The 20980-nt window shown below is 39.9% G+C and carries 14 protein-coding genes; 10 read left to right on the forward strand and 4 right to left on the reverse strand.

Translation table 11 applies throughout. The features are described from left to right. The first annotated feature begins 88 nt into the window (after nucleotides 1–88). The 5 genes from BM130_RS00305 (at nucleotide 89) to BM130_RS00325 (ending at nucleotide 6566) form a co-directional block, all read left to right on the forward strand. Complete coding sequence (locus tag BM130_RS00305) at nucleotides 89–1030, forward strand: ABC transporter ATP-binding protein (RefSeq protein WP_010527278.1); 942 nt, start codon at nucleotides 89–91, stop codon at nucleotides 1028–1030. Then, the gene (locus tag BM130_RS00310) at nucleotides 1027–2373 is read left to right on the forward strand and encodes an ABC transporter permease (protein WP_010527277.1); all 1347 of its coding nucleotides are present in this window, start codon (nucleotides 1027–1029) and stop codon (nucleotides 2371–2373) included. The genes BM130_RS00305 and BM130_RS00310 overlap by 4 nt, the downstream gene beginning before the upstream one ends. Before the next feature lie 416 nt (nucleotides 2374–2789). Continuing rightward, nucleotides 2790–3731, forward strand: coding sequence for a Ppx/GppA phosphatase family protein (locus BM130_RS00315; RefSeq protein ID WP_010527276.1), 942 nt, complete (start codon nucleotides 2790–2792; stop codon nucleotides 3729–3731). Between the two features lie 196 nt (nucleotides 3732–3927). Further along, nucleotides 3928–5091 (forward strand): sigma-54-dependent transcriptional regulator, encoded by a 1164-nt coding sequence (locus tag BM130_RS00320; RefSeq protein WP_010527275.1) that lies wholly within the window; start codon nucleotides 3928–3930, stop codon nucleotides 5089–5091. Nucleotides 5092–5102: 11 nt separating this feature from the next. Continuing rightward, entirely contained in the window at nucleotides 5103–6566 is a 1464-nt protein-coding gene (locus tag BM130_RS00325) for a lyase family protein (RefSeq protein WP_010527274.1), read from the forward strand. A gap of 159 nt (nucleotides 6567–6725) precedes the next feature. On the opposite strand, the gene BM130_RS00330 is transcribed toward BM130_RS00325, so the two are convergent. After that, on the reverse strand, nucleotides 6726–7724 hold the full coding sequence (locus BM130_RS00330; protein ID WP_010527273.1) for a TolB family protein: 999 nt from the start codon (nucleotides 7722–7724) through the stop codon (nucleotides 6726–6728). Between the two features lie 379 nt (nucleotides 7725–8103). Between BM130_RS00330 and hydF the strand changes: the two genes are divergently transcribed. Further along, nucleotides 8104–9327, forward strand: coding sequence for a [FeFe] hydrogenase H-cluster maturation GTPase HydF (gene hydF / locus BM130_RS00335; protein ID WP_010527272.1), 1224 nt, complete (start codon nucleotides 8104–8106; stop codon nucleotides 9325–9327). 19 nt (nucleotides 9328–9346) lie between these two features. Here hydF and lpxA read toward each other — a convergent pair whose 3' ends face one another. From lpxA to gltB, 3 genes are all read right to left on the reverse strand, one after another. Further along, nucleotides 9347–10156 carry an acyl-ACP--UDP-N-acetylglucosamine O-acyltransferase gene (gene lpxA, locus BM130_RS00340; RefSeq protein WP_010527271.1) on the reverse strand — a complete coding sequence of 270 codons (810 nt, stop codon included), beginning with the start codon at nucleotides 10154–10156 and terminating at the stop codon, nucleotides 9347–9349. A 300-nt stretch (nucleotides 10157–10456) separates the two neighbouring features. Beyond that, a complete protein-coding gene (locus tag BM130_RS00345) occupies nucleotides 10457–11875 on the reverse strand; it encodes a glutamate synthase subunit beta (protein ID WP_010527270.1) in 1419 nt (472 codons plus the stop codon). Nucleotides 11876–11995: 120 nt separating this feature from the next. Continuing rightward, entirely contained in the window at nucleotides 11996–16516 is a 4521-nt protein-coding gene (gene gltB / locus BM130_RS00350) for a glutamate synthase large subunit (RefSeq protein ID WP_010527269.1), read from the reverse strand. 704 nt (nucleotides 16517–17220) lie between these two features. Here gltB and BM130_RS00355 point away from each other — a divergent pair. The 4 genes from BM130_RS00355 (at nucleotide 17221) to BM130_RS00370 (ending at nucleotide 20907) form a co-directional block, all read left to right on the forward strand. After that, nucleotides 17221–17946 carry a LiaI-LiaF-like domain-containing protein gene (locus BM130_RS00355; RefSeq protein WP_010527268.1) on the forward strand — a complete coding sequence of 242 codons (726 nt, stop codon included), beginning with the start codon at nucleotides 17221–17223 and terminating at the stop codon, nucleotides 17944–17946. A 229-nt stretch (nucleotides 17947–18175) separates the two neighbouring features. Continuing rightward, the gene (locus BM130_RS00360; RefSeq protein ID WP_010527267.1) at nucleotides 18176–19261 is read left to right on the forward strand and encodes a sensor histidine kinase; all 1086 of its coding nucleotides are present in this window, start codon (nucleotides 18176–18178) and stop codon (nucleotides 19259–19261) included. Next, complete coding sequence (locus BM130_RS00365; RefSeq protein ID WP_010527266.1) at nucleotides 19254–20009, forward strand: LytR/AlgR family response regulator transcription factor; 756 nt, start codon at nucleotides 19254–19256, stop codon at nucleotides 20007–20009. The genes BM130_RS00360 and BM130_RS00365 overlap by 8 nt, the downstream gene beginning before the upstream one ends. A gap of 673 nt (nucleotides 20010–20682) precedes the next feature. Next, the gene (locus BM130_RS00370) at nucleotides 20683–20907 is read left to right on the forward strand and encodes a DUF4492 domain-containing protein (RefSeq protein ID WP_010527265.1); all 225 of its coding nucleotides are present in this window, start codon (nucleotides 20683–20685) and stop codon (nucleotides 20905–20907) included. Nucleotides 20908–20980: the final 73 nt, after the last annotated feature.

The raw sequence follows: 20980 nt of genomic DNA on the forward strand, positions 1-20980 counted from the left end.
TGCCTTTTAATTCCTGAAATATATTCATTCCTTTGCCACAAAGGTTAATTTAATTACTTTTACCAGTCAATTATAAAATTAAAATAATATGGCCTTTTTAGAAGCCAGGGGCATAGTCAAACGTTTTGTTAATCATCTTGCCCTTGACAAAGTAGATATTGCAATACCACAAAACAGCATTTACGGCCTGTTGGGTCCCAATGGTGCCGGTAAAACCACTCTTATTCGCATCATTAACCGTATTACAGGCCCCGATGAAGGCACCTTATTGGTTAATGGACATGAGCTAAAATCCTCCGATATCCGAGATTTCGGGTACCTGCCTGAAGAAAGGGGCCTTTATAAAAAGATGAAAGTGGGCGAACAAGCCATCTATTTGGCACGGCTCAAAGGTCTGTCGCGTAAAGATGCCATGAAGCGGCTAAAATATTGGTTTGAAAAATTTGAGATCCAAGCATGGTGGGATAAAAAGGTGGAAGAGTTGTCGAAAGGGATGGCTCAGAAAGTACAGTTTATCGTCACCGTTCTTCATGAACCCTCCCTCTTGATTTTTGATGAACCCTTCAGCGGTTTTGACCCCGTTAATGCTGCCTTGTTAAAAAACGAGATTTTAAAATTAAAAGAGAGAGGGGCTACCATAATATTTTCAACCCACAATATGGCCTCAGTTGAGGAGTTATGCGATCATATTACGCTTATCAACAATGGGAAATCGATGTTGGAAGGCCCTACCGAAGAGGTTCGTCGGAAATTCAGTCAGCATCTGGTGAAGATCGATTTTTCTGGTAATGCTCAAGCAGTAAAAAAGATTTTGAATGAACAATTTTCACTGCACCGATTAGAGGCAATTGATAATCATTATACCGCCGAGGTAAAAACCGGTGAAGATCAGTCACTCAACCATGTACTGCAGTCCATAATGCCGAAATGCCACATTCATAGCTGCCAGGAGTTGTTACCCAGCATGAATGATATATTCATTCAAGTAGTAAATCAGAAAGATCTCTCTACTCAAAATCAGAAATCATGAGTAAAATATCGTTAATAATAGAAAGAGAATATCTTACCCGAGTTCGGAAGAAAAGTTTCATCATCATGTCGATTCTGGGGCCGATACTATTTGCGGCTATGATGGTCATCCCGGCGTGGCTGGCATCCCTCGAAGATGATGAAACCAAAATTATTGCCGTTATTGATGAAACGGGGCTCTACAGCGAACAAATTAGTGACACCCCACTATTGAAATTTGAATTTTTAAACAATCAAAACGAACAAGAAGTTCGCCAGAATTTTTCGGAGTCGGGATATTACGCTTTTTTGGTGATTTCCGACAACTTATTGGAAAAACCTGATGCCATTAGCCTTTATAGCGACTCCCAGATCACTATGGATGTTAAAGACCACGTACGTCGAAGCCTTATTCAATATCTGAAAGAGTCGAAACTCACTTCTTATGACATCTCCGGGCTAGACAAAATAATCGATGACCTCGAAAATATAGACCTCAAAATATCCACTGTTAAAATAGGTGACGACGGTACTGAAAAACAAAGCTCTGCCGAATTAACCATGATCATTAGCATGGCTTTTGCCTTCATATCCTACATGTTTATCTTCATTTATGGGGCGCAGGTGATGCGCGGAGTGATGGAAGAAAAGACCTCACGAATAGTAGAAGTGATTGTCTCCTCTGTCAAGCCATTTCAGCTGATGATGGGTAAAATCATTGGACTGGCATTGGTTGCTCTTACACAAATATTGTTATGGGTGGTACTCACCATGTTAATAGTAACGGGAGTAAAATCCGTCTTTTTCAACGATTCACCCCTTCCGGACGCAAGTCGCCCGCAAACCGAGTTATTGCAAAACCTAGAGAATAGCGATCAGGTGACTACCCCGACATCTAAAGAGCTCCAGTTTAACAATATTATGGAGATGATTAAAAGCCTGGAGCCGGGTAAAACCCTCTTATTGTTCCTGTTCTATTTCTTTGGTGGTTATTTGCTCTACAGCGCTTTGTTTGCGGCTATAGGCGGAGCCATAGACCATGAAAGCGATCAGCAACAATTTATGTTGCCCATAACCATACCAATCATCATTGCCTTATATGTCGCCATGATGACTTTTCGTAATCCCGGAAGTGAGATTGCCTTTTGGTTTAGCATTATTCCTTTAACTTCGCCGATAGTAATGATGGCAAGAGTACCTTTTGAAGTGCCATTATGGGAGCTACTCCTATCCATGTTCCTATTGGTGGCCGGATTTATTTTCACCACCTGGCTGGCCGGAAAAATCTATCGAACAGGAATTTTAATGTATGGCAAAAAAGTTGATTATAAAGAAATCTGGAAATGGATTAGATACTCAGATTAAAATATAATCAACCAGTTGCCATGAAACGAGCATGACGAACAATGGTTACCACAACAAGAAATAAAAAGACAAAAGCAGAAGTGAACAGGCAAAGGGGGGGTAATTTTGTGATTAGTGAAAAGTCAATAATAGTCATTAGTGTATGTTACAGCAGAGACTACTGACTTATGGCAAAAAACTAATTTCCACTTCCGTCAGACCAATGAAATAGGTGAATTCTATCTTGTTGTTAAAAGGCTAATTATAATTTAAAGCCATACCGTAGATTCTTCAGACATTGAGTTACTCGGTATGGCTTTTTTGATTTATCACAAAAAATTAAAATAACATCATGCTAATTTCAGAAATAAATCAAGGATGATAGGATCACATAAAAATGATTATTTGTACCTTTGAAAGATATCTCAAGACAAATTATGGATCACAACAGAATTGCCATCATTGACTTAGGAACGAATACATTTAATTTGCTCATTACCGAGATTAATCCAAACAAGAGTTATAATATTCTTCTTGAATCTAAATATCCGGCCAAACTCGGTCAAGGGGGAATCCATAAATCTACCATTACCCCTGAAGCCATGGAACGCGGTATTGATGCATTAAAGATGCATCTTATAACTATTTCTGAATATCAGGTAGATAGTATTTTTTGTTTTGCCACCTCGGCCATTAGAAGTGCCAATAACGGGCATGTATTTGTAAAGAGAGTCAAGGAAGAGCTGGGACTATCCATTCGTATCATTCAAGGTGACGAAGAGGCACAAACCATTTTCGACGGGGTAAAACAGGTCTTCCCGCTAGATGAAAATCATGTTTTAATAATGGACATAGGTGGTGGCAGCATCGAATTTATCATTGCCAACCGCTATGGGGTGGCCTGGAAACGAAGTTTTGAAATAGGTGTTACCCGCTTGTTGGAACAATTCACACCCTCAGATCCTATTACCGAGGATGAAATCAAAGCTATTCAGAAACACCTAAAAAAAGAACTGACAAGCCTTTGTGAAGCAGTAAAAAAATTCCCCGTTAAAAAACTGGTGGGATCATCCGGCTCATTTGATACATTAGCAGCAATTTTGAGCAAAAAATATTATCCACTTCTCGACATATCCAAGCTCTCCACAATGTTATTGGATCACGAACGATTACTTCGACTTCATAGTGAATTGATTGCCTCTGACTCTGATCATCGAAAAGTAATCCCTGGTATGGAACCCCATCGGGTCGACAGTATTATCCCTGCATGTATTATCATTCAATATATTATTGAAGAATTAAAAATTAAAGAAGTATGGCAATGCGCTTTTTCGTTAAAAGAGGGGGCTATCTTACAAATTATCTCTAGTCAGTTATAAGCATTACCCGCCCCTTTCATTAGCTTTACCCGCCCATAAACAAAAAATAAGGGACAAAGATCCAAATACAAATAATGATAAATAAGGACGTTGAAACTGAAAAGTACCCAATCCAATGCTTTTAGCCAATAAAAAATTAAAATAAGACCATATATTTTTCACCCATCAACAGATGTAAACCGAAAATAATTGAGTTATGTCCAAAATACTTGTTATTGACGACCACAAAAGTATTCGAAATACGCTCAAGGATATTCTGGAATATGAGAAGCATGAAGTAGTGCTGGCCGAGAATGGCATAGAAGGGTTGGAGCAATTTGCTGCTCATAAGTTTGATGCCGTATTGTTGGATATAAAAATGCCGGAGATGGATGGCATGGAAGTATTGGAAAAGATGATGGAAACGTCGCCTGATGTTCCGGTAATTATGATATCAGGGCACGGTAATATTGATACGGCTGTTGAAGCGATAAAAAAAGGCGCTTACGATTTCATTGAGAAACCCCTTGATTTAAACCGGTTACTGGTAACCATTCGTAATGGCCTCGACAAAAAAGAGCTGGTCACCGAAACAAAAATCCTGCGCCGCAAAGTAAGTAAAACCTACGACATGATAGGTGAATCGGAACCCATGAAAAAAGTGAAAGCCATGATCGACAAAGTGGCACCTACCGATGCAAGGGTTCTTATCACCGGCGAAAACGGAACAGGCAAAGAACTGGTGGCACGCTGGTTACATGAAAAAAGCCATCGTGCCGGAAAACCTTTTGTTGAAGTCAACTGTGCAGCCATACCTTCTGAACTTATAGAAAGTGAGCTCTTTGGCCACGAAAAAGGGGCTTTCACATCAGCCCACAAACAACGAAAAGGAAAATTTGAACAAGCCAATGGGGGTACCATCTTTCTGGACGAAATAGGTGATATGAGCCTGGCCGCTCAGGCAAAAGTATTACGTGCACTTCAGGAAAACATTATTTCCAGAGTGGGCAGCGATAAAGATATTAAAGTTGATGTTAGAGTTTTGGCCGCTACCAATAAAAACTTGCAGGATGAAATCAAAAACGGAAATTTTCGGGAGGACTTATACCACCGTCTCAGCGTAATCATTATCAGAGTCCCCTCACTCAACGAAAGGAAAGATGATATACCGTTATTAACCGATTATTTCAACAAAATAATCTGCCAGGAATTAGGAATTCAACCCAAATCATTTGATGCGTCAGCGATCAAAGCCTTACAAGACATCAACTGGACAGGGAACATAAGAGAATTTCGAAATGTTATTGAACGGCTGCTCATACTTTGCGGGGATACCATTACTGAAGCCGATGTTAGGACCTACTCCATGCCGCTTACTTAAAAATATGAGGGATGCGTATTGAAGAAGATTTTTTAGGGAAAAAAGAAATTGCTGACGATCATCTTTTCGGCATCCATGCTTTACGAGCACGTGAAAACTTCGACAATTCCACGCTTTTCCCGGTGGATTGGTATCAGGCAATAGGCCTTGTGAAATTAGCCTGTTACAAGACATATGAAAAGTTTTGCAACACAGCCATAAAAAAAGGATTATCGGCTCCAGAGGGGCACCAATGGATGCCTGATGCAACGATTGAAGCTTTAAAAAAAGCAGCCGGAGAAGTTAGCCAGGGTAAACATTTTGAACATTTCATAGTACCGGCAGTTCAAGGAGGTGCCGGCACCAGTATTAATATGAATATTAATGAGATTATTGCCAACAGAGCACTAATTTTAATCGGTCATAAACCTGGCGATTACCACCTAATAGATCCCTTGGACCATGCCAACATTTATCAATCCACCAACGATGTTATTCCGACCGCACTGCATATTGTCCTGATTGACCTGGCTTCCTCTCTGGAAAAAGCCATAAATGAGGTAAGGAATGCTATGGAGTCGCTAGAAAAGAGTTTCGGCAACCTATTGCGCCAAGCCTACACACAAATGCAGCAAGCTGTTCCCTCAACTTACGGTTACCTTTTGGGCAGTTACAATGATGCACTATCGCGTGACTGGTGGCGCACCAGCAGAATCAGGGAAAGGCTTAAAAGAATCAATATAGGCGGCGGAGCTACCGGAACCGGAATGGGAATCCCCCGCTATTTCATTCAACAGGTTCCCAAAGAATTACGTGAGATTACCGGAATGCCGTTAACATCAGCCGAAAACCCGGCGGATGCAACCATGAACCATGACGATTTGGTGGAAGCACACGGAATATTAAAAGCTTTGGCAGTAAATTTGGAAAAAATTGCCAGTGATTTAAGACTATTAAGTTCCGATTTATACATCCATCAATCTGTAAGGATACCACAACGACAGATGGGCAGTTCCATCATACCAGGCAAGGTTAACCCCGTAATCTCGGAATATATGATATCTGTCAGTCATAAAGTTTACGCAAATGACCAACTCATATCAAGCCTTGCCTCTCAGGGTTGTCTGGATCTCAACGCCTATTTGCCCATTATCGGTTGTGCATTTATTGAAAGTTTCAGGTTATTATCTTCGGGCTGTTATAGCCTGGCCAACAGCATGCTTCGGCAATTAACCATTCACCCGGGAAAGGAGCAGTCTGAAATTTTTAAAAACCCGGCCATCACTACTGCATTAGTCCCCTTTATAGGCCATAAAAAGGCACAAATGCTGGCCCAACACATGAAAGAAGAAGGGATTGATATATTTGAAAGCAATCAACAACTGAACATATTATCAACCGAGAAGATTCAACAAATCTTGAACCCGGCTTCACTGACAGCAAGAGGTTTCAGTTTAAAGGATTTAAACTCTGATACCTGGAATCAAGTTCAATAGGGAAATGAAACGAGCATGACCAAGAAAGTTGGGCACAACAAGAAGATGTATAAAAGTGTTTAGGCAGAAAGCACAGGCAGAAAAGTTTTTAGTGATTAGTCAACAGTCTTTAGTGGTACACTAATGCCGAATGACTATCCAGTTATCCAAAATATTATTTTACTTCTCATGCCCGAGTCTATGGTTAATGGCAGCTGCCTTTATATAACGGATGTCAAACGCCCCATTACCATGTCCTAACAACCATTTTTTCAGGTTACGGTAATCAACCTTTTCGGGTCTGGGATTTTTCAAATTACTGGAAAACAGAAGCCATTTACCATCACCGGAAAAAGCAGGACACCATTCGTAGGCACCTGTATTAATTCCCTCGCCTAAATTAACAGCTGGACTCCATTGCCCATCTTGAAAGAAGGAGACATATAAATCGGCCGAACCCTTACCGCCACTCCTCATAGAACTGAAAACCAAAGTTTTTCCATCAGGCGAAATGGCAGGTGTCTGCTCTATAGCATCGGTATTTATCTCTCCTCCTAATTTTTGAATGGGTCCCCATGCCCCATCAGCCTCTTTTTTGACCCAATAAATATCCTGAACATTTGGGTCCAATGAGAGCCCTTGACGCTCGTAATCGGCACTAAAATAGACATTACCTGCACGATCTACAGAAACCGATAGCTCATTTCCTGAATCAGAGCTAAACCCGATTAGTTCAGGAGCACCCCAACTATTGTCTGTTTTTCGGGGACACCGCCAGATATTAAAATTTTTTATTTCCGTGGAATCATTTCGAGGACGGTCGGAAACAAAATAAAGATATTGTCCATCAGGAGTAACAAACGGACTCAAATCGGTATATTCACCCGAAAATGACAACACCTCCGGGAAAGTCCAAAAACCATCTTCAAAACGAATGCCAACAATAACTGACTGGTCAAAGCCACTCTTTATACAGCAATAAAATTCATCACCTGAATGGGATATCGTAGCAAAAGTCTCGCTCATTCCGGTAGATATAAAAGAGGGTGCCATCAATATGGACATTTCATCTGCAGCATCGGAAAAAAAGAAGTCTGAAGGAGATTCTTCATAGGTTTGGCCTATCATATTCAGACTTAAACTAATCATTATCAACAACAAACAAATTCTATCATTCATAAATTACCTATTTTCTAAAATATTCACACCCAGCCTTTAAAGCGAAACAGACCTGACAAACATTAAAAAAAATTCGTATACAAAAAGCTATAAATATTGGGATTAGGCCAGGTAAGCATATAATATCATATTAAAGCCAATAAAACATTCGGCAACCAACAAAACCATTCAAGCTCAAATTAACTCAGGGTATATTGAAACTATCAAGATCAGAGGCTTAAGTGATACGCGGTAACTTACGAATAATGCCCTAACAGGTTACATAAACAAATTAATTGGGCAGAGAAATTTCATTTTTAAAGCGGACTTTTTTCCTATATTGAAGGAAAAGATATTGCCAGGGTGATGAAATTTTGATTATTTTACCGTCTAAAAAGGTATGGGCAGGGATAGACAACCGTATATTGGTATATATGGCAGAAGGAATAATGGGAAAAGTACCATCATCAATTGTCTGTCGGGTCAAGAAATAGCGATTATATCCTCCACACCGGGGACAACCACCGACCCGGTAAAAAAGTCATTTGAGATCACCGATTTTGGGCCGGTTGTATTTGTAGACACAGCCGGAATAGATGATATAGGAACCCTGGGTTCTAAAAGAGTTTCCAAATCCTATCAAACCATTGACTGGATTGATTTAGCCATTTTAGTTATTACCGAAAATCAATATGGGGAGGCTGAGAAAACACTGATAAACGCCTTTAATGAGCGGGATCTGCCTTTTATTGTAATTCACAACAAGGAAGATTTAAAGAAAGCAGAGAGCCAAACCGAAAAAAGCTACCAACAAAGCGGTGCCAAATATTTCGTCAGATTTTCCTCACAATCGTCCACCGACCCGATCATAAATGCCATAAAACAATCAGTTCCTGAATCAGCGCTCAAAACCCCGACAATTGTTGGAGACCTTATTCAACACGGGGATATAGTTTTGCTTATCACGCCCATTGATATGGAAGCACCATCCGGCCGCCTAATCTTGCCCCAGGTTCAAACCATAAGAGATGTACTGGACAACGACGCAGTTTGTGTGGTATTAAAAGAACGGGAAGTAGACACCTTTTTATCGAAAACAGGAATAAAACCGGCACTGGCAATAACCGACTCACAAGTATTTCCCAAGGCAGACGCCTCAATCCCTGCTGATATTCCGCTGACAAGTTTCAGCATTCTTTTGGCGCGCTTAAAAGGGGATTTTGAATATTACAGGCAAGGTACACCCTTCATTTCGAAACTAAAGGATGGCGACAAGGTTCTTTTGCTGGAGAATTGCTCACACCATGTATCGTGTGATGACATCGGCCGAATAAAAATACCCCGGTGGATAAGAAACCATACCGGCAAAGACCTTTCATTTGAAGTGATATCCGGCCTTGATCCTATTCCACAATCTGTTACCGACTATGCTTTAGTAATCCAATGCGGAGGGTGCATGGTCACACCCCGCCAGCTAAAAAATAGACTTAGACCATTCATCCGGGCAGGCGTTCCTGTCACCAATTACGGGATGGCCATAGCGTGGCTTCATGGCATATATAAACGCGCCATGGCACCCTTTGGTGACAGCAATATTGGGCCCGATGAAGATGTAATTATTTAAAGGACATATTCGAAAACTTTCAGGATTCTACAGAAGCAGTCTGCCTAAAGACGCTTTTCACAATACCCCGTTTGGAAGATTTAATGAAAGAAATAATATTTCCCATTTCAGGATTAGGATCCAAATAGGTCTGAATATATTCTAAAGCTTGAGAAATGTTACGTCCTTGTTGGTAAATTACTCTGTAAATTTCGTGAATATTATCAATTTGCTGCTTAGAGAAGCCACGTCGCTTAAGGCCTACAACATTAATTCCCATATAAGCAACCGGAACACCAAAAACTTTTGAGTAAGGAGGAACATCCGATAATACGCCACTCATTCCCGAAACCATGGCATGTGCTCCGACCCGACAAAACTGATGAACAGCACTCATGCCACCAATAACGACCCAATCTTCCAACACTACCTCGCCGGCCAGTTGCACACTATTGGATATTACACAATGGTTACCAACACTTACATCATGTCCCAGGTGAGAGTATGCCATCAGTAAGGTATCATTACCTACGCTGGTAACACCTCTTGCGGCAGTTCCACGATTAATGGTTACATATTCACGCACCGTGGTCCGATCTCCAATCTCCACGGTAGTATACTCTCCTTTAAATTTCAAATCCTGAGGTTGAGCAGAAATAACCGCTCCCGGAAATATCTTACAATCCTTACCAATGCGTGCACCAGGATATATAATGGCATTTGATCCAATCCATGTGCCATCACCAATTACTACATCTTTATCTATTTTAGCAAAAGCTTCAATAGTTACATTTTTCCCAATTTTCGCATCGGGATGAATCTCTGCTCTGTTCGAAATGAGTTGCTCCATTTTTTCTGGTCTATCAATTTAAAAATCAGAAAGTGTTTTTATTGAAACAGCTCTCTGTTAACAATTAATTAACGTCTTCGCAATTTTGCCTTAAACGTATGACAAACGAATGATAACAAACACGTACAAAAAAAACATCAAAAATGCATCTTCCCAAAGAGAGCGGATTCTTACAAACTAATTATCAAGAAAATACTCACCCGAACATTTTTTTTTTAAATCAACAAAAAAAGCCGGTTCTTCTACAAAACCGGCTCCAAAGGAAGATATTGTTCGGCTAAAATAACAAACTTAAAGTGGTTATTTTGATAAAAACTCATGAATATGCTGAGCGGCCTCACGCCCTTTGCTTATAGCAGTAACCACCAAACTTGCACCAATAGCAGCATCGCCTGCGGCGAAAACTTTGGTCTGAGTTGTAGCAAATTTCTCATCAACCTTAAGGTTTCCACGCTGATCAAGCCCCAACTGTAACTCTTCAACTAACCCTTTATGCACGGGATGAACAAAACCCATAGATAGAAACACCAGATCAACCTCAATGGTTTGCAGTGTATCTTCTTTTTCCTGCATAACCCACTTACCATTTTCCTTATTCCACTCTACTTCTACTACTTCCACAGCTTTAAGTTGTCCATTTTCACCGATAAACCTTCGTGTGGAAAGACTCCACCTGCGTTCACAACCTTCTTCATGCGAAGTTGATACTTTCATAACATTAGGCCAATAAGGCCAGGGGTTATCAGGAGAACGTTTTTCCGGTGGTTTAGGTAATATTTCAATTTGCATAACTTTAGCAGCTTTTTGTCGGTTGGCAGTACCAACACAATCGCTACCGGTATCCCCCCCTCCAATAACCAACACTTTTTTACCGCGGGCATCAATACGTTCTTCAGGTGAAAATGAAACACCCCGATTAACTTTATTCTGTTGTTTCAGATAGTCCATGGCGAAATAGATACCTTTCAAATCCCTCCCTTCAACTTTCAAGTCGCGCGGTTGCATTGCACCGATAGCCAAAACAACGGCATCAAATTCTTTCAGCAGCTCTTCACCGCTAATATCCTCACCCACACAAGTGTTAGTTTTAAACACAATTCCTTCTGCTTCAAAAATTTTAAGTCTTCGGTCAATAACTTTTTTATTTAGTTTAAAATCGGGAATGCCATAACGCAACAAACCTCCAACAGCATCTTCCTTTTCAAAAACAGTTACATAATGTCCTTGCTGATTCAACTGATCGGCAACCGACAGTCCGGAGGGGCCGGAACCAATAACGGCCACCTTTTTCCCTGACCTTTTTTTGGGGGGTCTGGGTTGAATAAAACCCAGTTTAAGAGCTTTTTCAACGGTAGAAGCCTCATTTTCCCGAATGGTAACCGCCTCGTCATGAATTGCCAATACACACGACTTTTCACAAGGTGCCGGACAAACCCTACCGGTGAACTCCGGAAAACTATTGGTAGAATGCAAGATATCACTTGCCAGTTTATAATCGCCACGATAAAGGGCATCCTGCCATTCGGGGATCTTACTTCCAACCGGACAGGCCCAATGGCAGAAAGGAATGCCACAATCCATGCACCGGGAAGCCTGCAAGCGGCGATCTTCATCATTTAAAGTCTGTTCAACTTCACCAAAATCATCCACGCGCTCTTCCACCGGACGATTTCCACTCACTTTACGCTGAACTTCTATGAATCCTCTTGGATTTCCCATAATTAACTCCTTTCCGAACCTTTCATGCCGTTAAAAACGACAGAGATAAATAAATTTTAATACTTCAATAATGGATTAAACTACTAGACTAAAAGGTAAACTTCCACCTATCTACATTATTTATTCTCTGAGATAAGGTGCATCTTCTGTTTCTCTAAGTTTTTTCTCCAATTCCTTAACCTTTTGTTGTTCTAGCACTTTTTTGTATTCAAAAGGAATAACTTTAACAAATTTGGGTAAGTACTTTTCCCAATTCACCAGAACTTCTCTTGCTTTTGAACTATTGGTATGTAATAAATGCTTATGCAAAAGAAATTGCAATTCCTGAATATCATCATAGTCTTGAACCGGCATTAAATCGACCAATCCTTTATTGCAGAAAAAGTCAAAATTTCCACTTTCATCAAGGACATAAGCAATTCCTCCGCTCATACCAGCGGCAAAATTTCGTCCTGTGGGCCCAATAACTACCACCCGACCACCGGTCATGTATTCACAACAATGGTCACCGGTCCCTTCCACTACTGCATTGGCGCCCGAGTTACGAACGGCAAAACGTTCACCGGCCATACCTCTAACATACAGATGTCCGCTGGTGGCTCCATAAAGGACAGTATTTCCTACAATAATATTTTCCTCGGCCTTGAATTTATGTCCGGTAGGTGGTACCACAACAATTTTCCCACCGGAAAGACCCTTTCCCAAATAATCATTGGCATCACCTTCCAGTCTGAAACTAACGCCATTGACGAGGAAAGCCCCAAAACTTTGGCCTGCCGAGCCGGTAAATGAGCAATTGATGGTATTTTTGGGAAGGCCTTCTTCTCCATAAATACGAGAGACCTCGCCCGACAGCATTGCCCCTACAGCTCGGTCCACATTATTGACGGGGTGAGCCAGCCAAACACGGGAACCGTTTTGCAACGCAGGTCGGGCCTCTTGAATGAGTTTACGATCCAATACGTCATCAATTTTATGATCTTGTTCCATAGTTTGCCGCAAAGGGAACTTGTGCCCTTCCTCGGGGAAGTGCAACAAAGCAGAAAGATCGACGCCCTTAGTTTTCCAGGTTTTCACATCCGGGTCTTGTTCCAACAGATCGCTTCGCCCAATAATCTCGTCAAGAGAACGATAGCCCATTTGAGCCAAAATTTCCCGCACTTCCATGGCAATGAAAGTAAAGAAATGGACAAGATTTTTATACTTTCCTATGAACCGTTTTCTTAATACTTCATCCTGTGTTGCAATACCTGCCGGGCATGTGTTCAAATGACATTTTCTCATCATCACACACCCCAGGACGATAAGACTGGAAGTTGCAAATCCAAACTCTTCGGCACCAAGCAAAGCCATTTTAACCACATCGTGTCCGGTTTTTAACTGCCCATCGGTTTGGAGCTTAACCCGTCCTCTCAAATTATTAAGAACAAGCGTTTGTTGCGCTTCGGCCAAACCGAGTTCAACAGGTAAACCGGCATATTTGATGGAGCTGGTAGGGCTGGCTCCTGTTCCTCCTTCGGTACCGCTAATAACAATCAAGTCGGCATGTGCTTTTGCAACACCAGCAGCCACTGTTCCGACACCTGTCTCAGATACCAGCTTAACACTAACTTTAGCCCTGGGGTTGGCATTTTTCAAGTCGAAAATCAATTGAGCCAAATCCTCAATAGAATAAATATCATGGTGCGGTGGTGGAGAGATAAGGGTAATACCCGGGGTAGAGTGCCTTAATTTGGCAATTACCTCATCCACTTTATAACCGGGGAGCTGACCACCTTCACCAGGTTTAGCCCCTTGTGCAATTTTAATCTGCAACTCGTCGGCATTTACCAGATAATTATTGGTAACTCCGAATCGGGCACTGGCAACCTGCTTAATGGCGCTACGTGCTGGCGACTTAAACCGTTTGGCATCCTCGCCTCCCTCACCGGTGTTACTACGACCACCTATTTCGTTCATGGCCATAGCCAGCGCTTCATGCGCCTCTTTCGAAATAGAGCCGTAACTCATAGCCCCTGTCACAAAGCGCTTCATGATAGCTTCCACCGGTTCTACCTCATCAATATTAATGGGATTTCCGGTTTTAAATTTCAGGAATCCCCTCAGAAACAAGGGTTTTTTATTGTCTTTCTCGACGATAGAAGAGTATTCCTTATATTTTTGGTAATCATTACGAGAGGTAGCCCATTGAAGCAACCCAATGGTTTCGGGATTCCAGGCATGTTTTTCACCATATTTTCGATAAGCGTAGATACCGGCTGTTTCGTACGGGCCTTTGGGTAACGACTCATCAAAGGCCTTTTGATGAAATTCCAGCGCTTCTTGAGCTATTTCATCAAAACCAATACCTCCAATGCGAGATGTGGTACCGGTAAAGCATTTGTCGATAACTTTTTGGGAAATCCCTATGGCTTCAAAAATTTGGGCGCCATGATAACTGCGCAGGGTAGAAATCCCCATTTTCGACAATATTTTCAGGATCCCTTTATCGACGGCTTTAATATAACGTTGTCGCGCCTCATGATAAGGACCTTCAATTTTACCCTGTTCAACCAGTTGGTTAATGGTAGCAAAACAAACATAGGGGTTAATGACGCTTGCACCATAGCCAAGCAACAATGCAAAATGCATCACTTCTCTTGCTTCCCCAGTCTCAACAATTAACCCCACCTGCATTCTTTTCTTGGCTTTAATGAGATGATGATGTACCGTAGCTGTTGCCAATAAGGAAGGGATAGCTGCATATTCGAGACTTACGTCGCGGTCGCTCAGGATGATGTAATTATTACCATCATCAACCGCCTTTTCAGCTTGGCGGCAAATATCCTCCAAAGCTTTTTCCAGCCCTTTTCCTCCTTCAGACGCCCGGAACAACATGGGGATAGTAACATGCGTAAACTCCTCACGACGATAGTCTTTAATTTTACCAAGATCGGTATTGGTAATGATCGGGCTGGCAAATTTAATAGACCGACAATGCTCAGGATTTTCGACCAATAGATTTTTCGAAACAGAGCCAATATAATTGGTCAGAGCCATCACCAATCCTTCCCGAATAGGATCAATAGGCGGATTGGTAACCTGTGCAAAAAGTTGTCGGAAATAGTTGAACAACCTCTGAGGCTTTTCAGAAAAAATAGCCATTGGTGCATCATTCCCCATCGATCCCAAGGGTTCTACACCGGTTTGGGCCATTGGAGAAATAATGCGTTCTATCTCCTCTTTGTTATACCCAAAAGTTTTAAGATAAACATCATATTTTTCGCCCAGTTGCGAAGGAACCCTATGTTTAACTTCGATATCCTTCAAACTAATTCTATTCTCTTTCAGCCAATTTTCATAAGGATGGCGACGAGATAACTGAGCTTTAATCTCTTCATCAGGGATGATAATTCCTAATCTGGTGTCAACCAAGAGAAGTTTTCCGGGCTTCAACCGTCCTTTAGCCACAATTTTATCGGCAGGGAAAGTCTGCACGCCCACTTCCGATCCCATAACAATGAGGTCATCATCAGTAATCACATAGCGAGAAGGACGAAGTCCGTTTCGGTCGAGAGTACCTCCGATATATCGTCCATCGGAAAAGACGATGGATGCCGGACCATCCCAAGGTTCCATAATGGTACTATGGTACTCATAATAAGCTTTAAGACTAGGCGGAATCGGATTTTTATCGTTCCATGATTCCGGGATCAACATTGTGAGAGCATGGGGTAATGATCGTCCGGCCAGGAATAAAAATTCAAGCACATTATCGAGTGAGGCCGAATCGCTCTTTCCCTCTTCAATAATGGGGAATAACTTTTTTAAATCTTCACCAAACATGTCAGATTCCAGCAAACCTTCCCGAGCCTGCATCCATAAACGGTTGCCTTTAATAGTATTAATTTCGCCGTTATGAGCCAGAATGCGGAAAGGTTGAGCCAAATCCCAGGTAGGAAAGGTATTGGTACTAAAGCGGGAGTGAACCAATGCGATAGCGCTGGCCATGCGTGGGTCCTGAAGATCGAGGAAATATTGACCCAACTGAGCAGGGGTTAGCATCCCTTTATAAATAAAAACTTTTGAAGAAAGACTTACGATATAAAAGCAATCCTTTCCTTTAATATTGGAATTCCGAACGGCATTTTCGGTCACCTTTCTGAGGAGATATAATTTACGTTCGAGGGCATCCTGTTCTTTAAAATCACCTGTTACAAACACCTGTCGAATAACAGGCTCGCTGCTCCTTGCAATCTCACCAATAACACCCGAATCAACAGGCACATCACGATACCCGATAAGAGAAAGCCCCTCTTCAATAATATTCTGATTCAAAATATCAAGACAAGCTTTAGCACTTTCGGGATTCGAAGGCAAAAAGATCAAGCCGGTACCATAACTTCCGGCCGGTGGCAAGTCAAATGAAAGGGAATTAAAAAATTGATGAGGCACCTGCAATAAAATACCTGCCCCGTCGCCCGATTTATTATCGGCACTTTCGGCGCCCCGGTGAGTCATATTCACCAGAACTTCCAAGCCTTTTTGGACAATGTCATTGGAGGGTTTTCCTTTAATGTGCGCCACAAAACCAATTCCACAATTATCATGCTCATTAGCCGGGTCGTACAAACCCTGAACTTTCGGAAAACGTTGCTGCATACCTAACTACTTTTTATGGAGAAAACACTATGACTGACTGCAGTTACACAGCCAAAACTTTTACACTATCACTAATAACTTGAAAAAACTTATTTTTCGAAACAAAATTAGCGATTTTATTTACATTTATCAAATTTACAACCACTTTATCTTATAATTTACCAATTTTTAAGAAACATGATTGTGCGATAATTTTGCGCTTTTTTATCTTCCATTGCAACCGGTAACAGAACACTATCGCATTTTATCTTGAAAATCCTATTGTTTATCGATAATCCCATTTTATAAAAAGTTAAACATATTAACTTTGTTATCACCAATCTATTCATCCAAATCAATTTAAGATTGCCAATTACCGGGATGAAGCAGAGCCAAAATTCAGAAAAAACGAGTATGACCAAGAGGGTTTGTCACAACAAGAACATGTATTAAAATATTTAGGCAGAAGTACACAGGCAGAAAAAGTTTTTAGCGGGTGGTCAACAGTGTTCAGTGAACAGTCATTAGTGTTGATTACTAATACCTAACCATTAATCAATAACCACAAGTTCCGCTTGACCATTTTTTAAGAAGGTTTTACACAAATAAACAACCAAGGCTATTTATAAACAATGAGATTAAAATGAAATTCTGCTTAAACAATTAAACTAGTATATCATTCTCTTCAATAATGAATCATTATGTACAATAAAAAACATTTAAACATGGCAACTAAAAGCCAATCTCCTTGTTGCAAGAATAATAATTCTTCAATAGGCATAGTTTTAATACTAGCTGGTGCTGTTTTATTGGCAGGGAATTTAGGATTGATACCGTCACACCTTTGGCAGCTTCTTTATTCCTGGCCATCCATATTTTTACTTTTGGCAATAATTAACATTGCCAAGCAAAAAATAATTCCTTCCATAATATATTTAGCCATTTGGTTTATAATAATTTTACCTGACATATTTCCCGGGATAGACGTTTCCCAATATTGGAATTACTGGCCGGTCTTACTGATTCTAGTAGGCCTTTTATTTCTTAATGCCAAGAAAAGAAGGATGCAGATTTTTAAAAATCAAACAAAAAGCTCACAAATTAATGAATATTTGGAAGAAATAGCGATTTTTAGTGGCACCGTTCGGAAAGTTGATTCACCCAATTTCAAAGGGGGAGAAATCATCTCTATATTTGGAGGAAATGAAATTTACTTTAATCAATCTACCCTTGCACCCGAAGGGGCTGTTATCGAAATGGTAAACATATTTGGAGGAACCAAGTTGATCGTTCCGCGCGATTGGCAAATTAGAATTGAAGTAACAAGCATATTAGGTGGTTTTGCAGATAAAAGAGTTTTTGAAACCACTAAAACCGAATCCTCAACACAACCAACATTGACCATAAAAGGAGTAATTGTATTTGGAGGAGGCGAATTAAGCAATTATTAATATATTGTATTTTACAATACAACAAGCCTGCCCATAAAAGTTTGTCATAGCAAGAATCATTCTAAATGTAATCCGAAGCTACACCAGACCAATAAATTTGATAATTTTTATACTAATGAGGCGAGCATAACCAAGAAAGTTTGTCACAACAAGAACATGTATTAACAAATGGTCATGCGAGTTCCATTCGGCCAATGAACAAAGTAACCTAAATGCAATAAGACAAGCCATGCTACACCCAATATTGGCCCAAAAAAGAATCTTTATTGTCTATGTTCTGGGTTGGTTTATTTTATTTTTCATCCATGCCGGAATTTTAGTAGAATACACTGCCCTAACAGAAGGTCAAGCCATTTCTGATTCAGCCATTTACAATTTGATATTAATGATACTCTCTTTATCATTATATTTCCCATTGGCCTATTCGCCAAACAGCAGGAATACAGCACAGAACAAGATTATAAGACCTAACTTATATTATTTTGTAAACCATGCCATAATCTGCCTGATTACCTTAATCCTATGGCTAGGAGCATCATATCTTTTATCACAGTTATTTTTAGGAGATTCCCATGAATATGTAACTTTTACCAGAGACAGTCTCCCTCTGCGAGCGGCCATTGGAACCCTTTTATTATCCTTGCAACTATCCCTATATCATATCATTGATTTTTTTAAACACATCGAAGAAAAAACAATTAAGGAAGAACAATTAAAAAAAATGGTAAAAGAAGCGGAACTTAAAGCTTTAAAAGCCCAGCTAAATCCCCATTTTCTTTTTAACAGTTTAAATTCCATCAATTCATTAACAATCACTGATCCTCAAAGTGCCGGTCAAATGGTAACTAAATTGTCGGACTTTTTAAGGTATTCGCTTCGTAACAATACGGAATCGATGCTACCTCTTCGTGAGGAGTTAAACAATATGCGTCGCTACCTGGACATTGAAAAAGTAAGATTTGGAGACCGACTTAATTGTAATTTTGATATTTCAGAGGAATGTTTAGATGTATATATCCCTGCGATGCTATTACAACCGGTTTTTGAGAATGCCATCAAACATGGGCTGCATGAAAGTATTGAACCGGTACACATACACACATCATGTTATATTCAAAACAATTACCTAATAATAACTGTTTCAAACAACTTTGATCCAGAGAGCACCCCGGTAAAAGGAGAAGGAGTAGGACTTGACAATATCCGAAACAAACTTTTTCTTTTCTACAATCGAAATGACCTTTTTTCAACAAAGCAAGAAAGTAATTTTTTTGAAGTTAACTTTTCTATTCCCAAACGAATAAGTCATGCCTAAATCCAATTTTACCGCACTGATTATTGATGATGAACCACCGGCACGAACGGTAATCCGTTCATATTTAAATGATCACCCGAACATTTCGGTGATAGGAGAATGCAGCAATGGTTTTGAAGCTTTAAAAGCCATCCAGGAATTAAAGCCGGATATTATCTTTTTAGATGTCCAAATGCCAAAAGTTTCCGGACTTGAACTGTTGGAAGTCTTAGACGAAATTCCTGTTGTGGTCTTTTCAACGGCCTATGATCGGTACGCATTAAAAGCATTTGAAATGAGTGCGGTTGATTACCTCCTAAAACCTTACTCTCAAGATCGCTTCAACAAAGCAATGGGAAAAGTGTTGGAACAACTTAACAAAGGGGAAAAAACCGATGCGACAAATCTTTTAATTAAACATTCCGAAAATTCAAACACTCCTCTTAAACGCATTGTAGTAAAGACAGGAAATAAAATGCATGTGATTCCTGTTAATAAAATCAGTTATATTGAAGCCAATGAAGATTACGTAATGATCTATTCAGAAAAATCAAGGCATTTGAAAGCTCAAACAATGCGCTATTATGAGGAAAATCTCGACAGCACTCAATTTGTTCGCATTCACCGCTCATTTATTGTCAATGTCAATTTCGTAGAACGCTTGGAACCCTACGACAAAGACACCTACGTGGCAGTGATGACTCAAGGTCAACGATTGAAGATCAGTCGAAATGGCTACAGAAAGCTAAAAGAAACACTTAATTTCTAAATTATAGCTCAAGTTACTTTAACTAAAAAAATTTACCATATAGTTAAGTTTGATAATTCTCCCTTAACTCAGACTTTTTCAGACAAAACAAGCATGACCAATTTAAGTTTATCACATTAATAATGTGCACAGGCAGAAGGGAATCTTTTCAATTCCATGATTTGAGGGAAACATGGTTCGCCCATTCGATCAGCAATTTAAATAAATTTCATAAGAATGGACAAACGTAAATATTCGCCTTAAAAAACACTTTGACTCAATTTCATAACTCCCAGCTTCAACCAACAGGTCTTATAAGGCAAAATAAAATACCCAATTTAGGTATTGCAGTTCCTATTTATTTTTTTATTTTAGCACACCAAAATCCAAAGGCTATTTCATGTTAATTTGTTTTTTAAACAGGTGCGTTTTTCAATACGGGAAAGAAATGCCAATATGCTTCTACTTAAGATTTCAACCACCTGCCAGTTATTTAATTCAAATTTAAAGGATTGAAAAAATTTTTCAACGCCATTACTTAACAAGAAAATACAAATATTTTTATATATTAATAGGCGATTAAAACTTTCAACCGTGTCAAATTAATAGTTAAAAGATGAATTATGTAATTAGAAAAGAGATTTATCGAACAACAAAACATAAAAATAAAGCCATCCAATAAAGAAGGATAAACATGGAAAAGGTAAAAAAAATTGTCGACTTTTATGTCAGCGGCTTTCAAGGACTTCCGGCATGGGGAAGAGCTTTATGGGTCATTATTCTCATCAAGCTATTCATTATGTTTGTTGTACTTCGGCTGTTCTTTTTCCCCGACCATTTACAAACAAACTTTCAAACAGACTCGGAAAGAGCAAATTATGTAATCGAAAACATAACCAATCCAACCCTAAACAATTAAATATCTAGTTTGGAGTTTACCCAATGGATAACCATAACATGTGAAATATAAAACAAATAACCATTAAACGCCT

This window comes from Thermophagus xiamenensis, from assembly GCF_900112795.1.
In the GTDB taxonomy this organism is placed as follows: domain Bacteria; phylum Bacteroidota; class Bacteroidia; order Bacteroidales; family Marinilabiliaceae; genus Thermophagus; species Thermophagus xiamenensis.

Bases quoted from the DNA above. Each gene is read 5' to 3' on its own strand.
- BM130_RS00305 (WP_010527278.1), top strand. From the start codon at position 89: ATGGCCTTTTTAGAAGCCAGGGGCATAGTCAAACGTTTTGTTAATCAT.
- BM130_RS00310 (WP_010527277.1), top strand. From the start codon at position 1,027: ATGAGTAAAATATCGTTAATAATAGAAAGAGAATATCTTACCCGAGTT.
- BM130_RS00315 (WP_010527276.1), top strand. From the start codon at position 2,790: ATGGATCACAACAGAATTGCCATCATTGACTTAGGAACGAATACATTT.
- BM130_RS00320 (WP_010527275.1), top strand. From the start codon at position 3,928: ATGTCCAAAATACTTGTTATTGACGACCACAAAAGTATTCGAAATACG.
- BM130_RS00325 (WP_010527274.1), top strand. From the start codon at position 5,103: ATGCGTATTGAAGAAGATTTTTTAGGGAAAAAAGAAATTGCTGACGAT.
- BM130_RS00330 (WP_010527273.1), bottom strand. From the start codon at position 7,724: ATGAATGATAGAATTTGTTTGTTGTTGATAATGATTAGTTTAAGTCTG.
- hydF (WP_010527272.1), top strand. From the start codon at position 8,104: ATGGGCAGGGATAGACAACCGTATATTGGTATATATGGCAGAAGGAAT.
- lpxA (WP_010527271.1), bottom strand. From the start codon at position 10,156: ATGGAGCAACTCATTTCGAACAGAGCAGAGATTCATCCCGATGCGAAA.
- BM130_RS00345 (WP_010527270.1), bottom strand. From the start codon at position 11,875: ATGGGAAATCCAAGAGGATTCATAGAAGTTCAGCGTAAAGTGAGTGGA.
- gltB (WP_010527269.1), bottom strand. From the start codon at position 16,516: ATGCAGCAACGTTTTCCGAAAGTTCAGGGTTTGTACGACCCGGCTAAT.
- BM130_RS00355 (WP_010527268.1), top strand. From the start codon at position 17,221: ATGGCAACTAAAAGCCAATCTCCTTGTTGCAAGAATAATAATTCTTCA.
- BM130_RS00360 (WP_010527267.1), top strand. From the start codon at position 18,176: ATGCTACACCCAATATTGGCCCAAAAAAGAATCTTTATTGTCTATGTT.
- BM130_RS00365 (WP_010527266.1), top strand. From the start codon at position 19,254: ATGCCTAAATCCAATTTTACCGCACTGATTATTGATGATGAACCACCG.
- BM130_RS00370 (WP_010527265.1), top strand. From the start codon at position 20,683: ATGGAAAAGGTAAAAAAAATTGTCGACTTTTATGTCAGCGGCTTTCAA.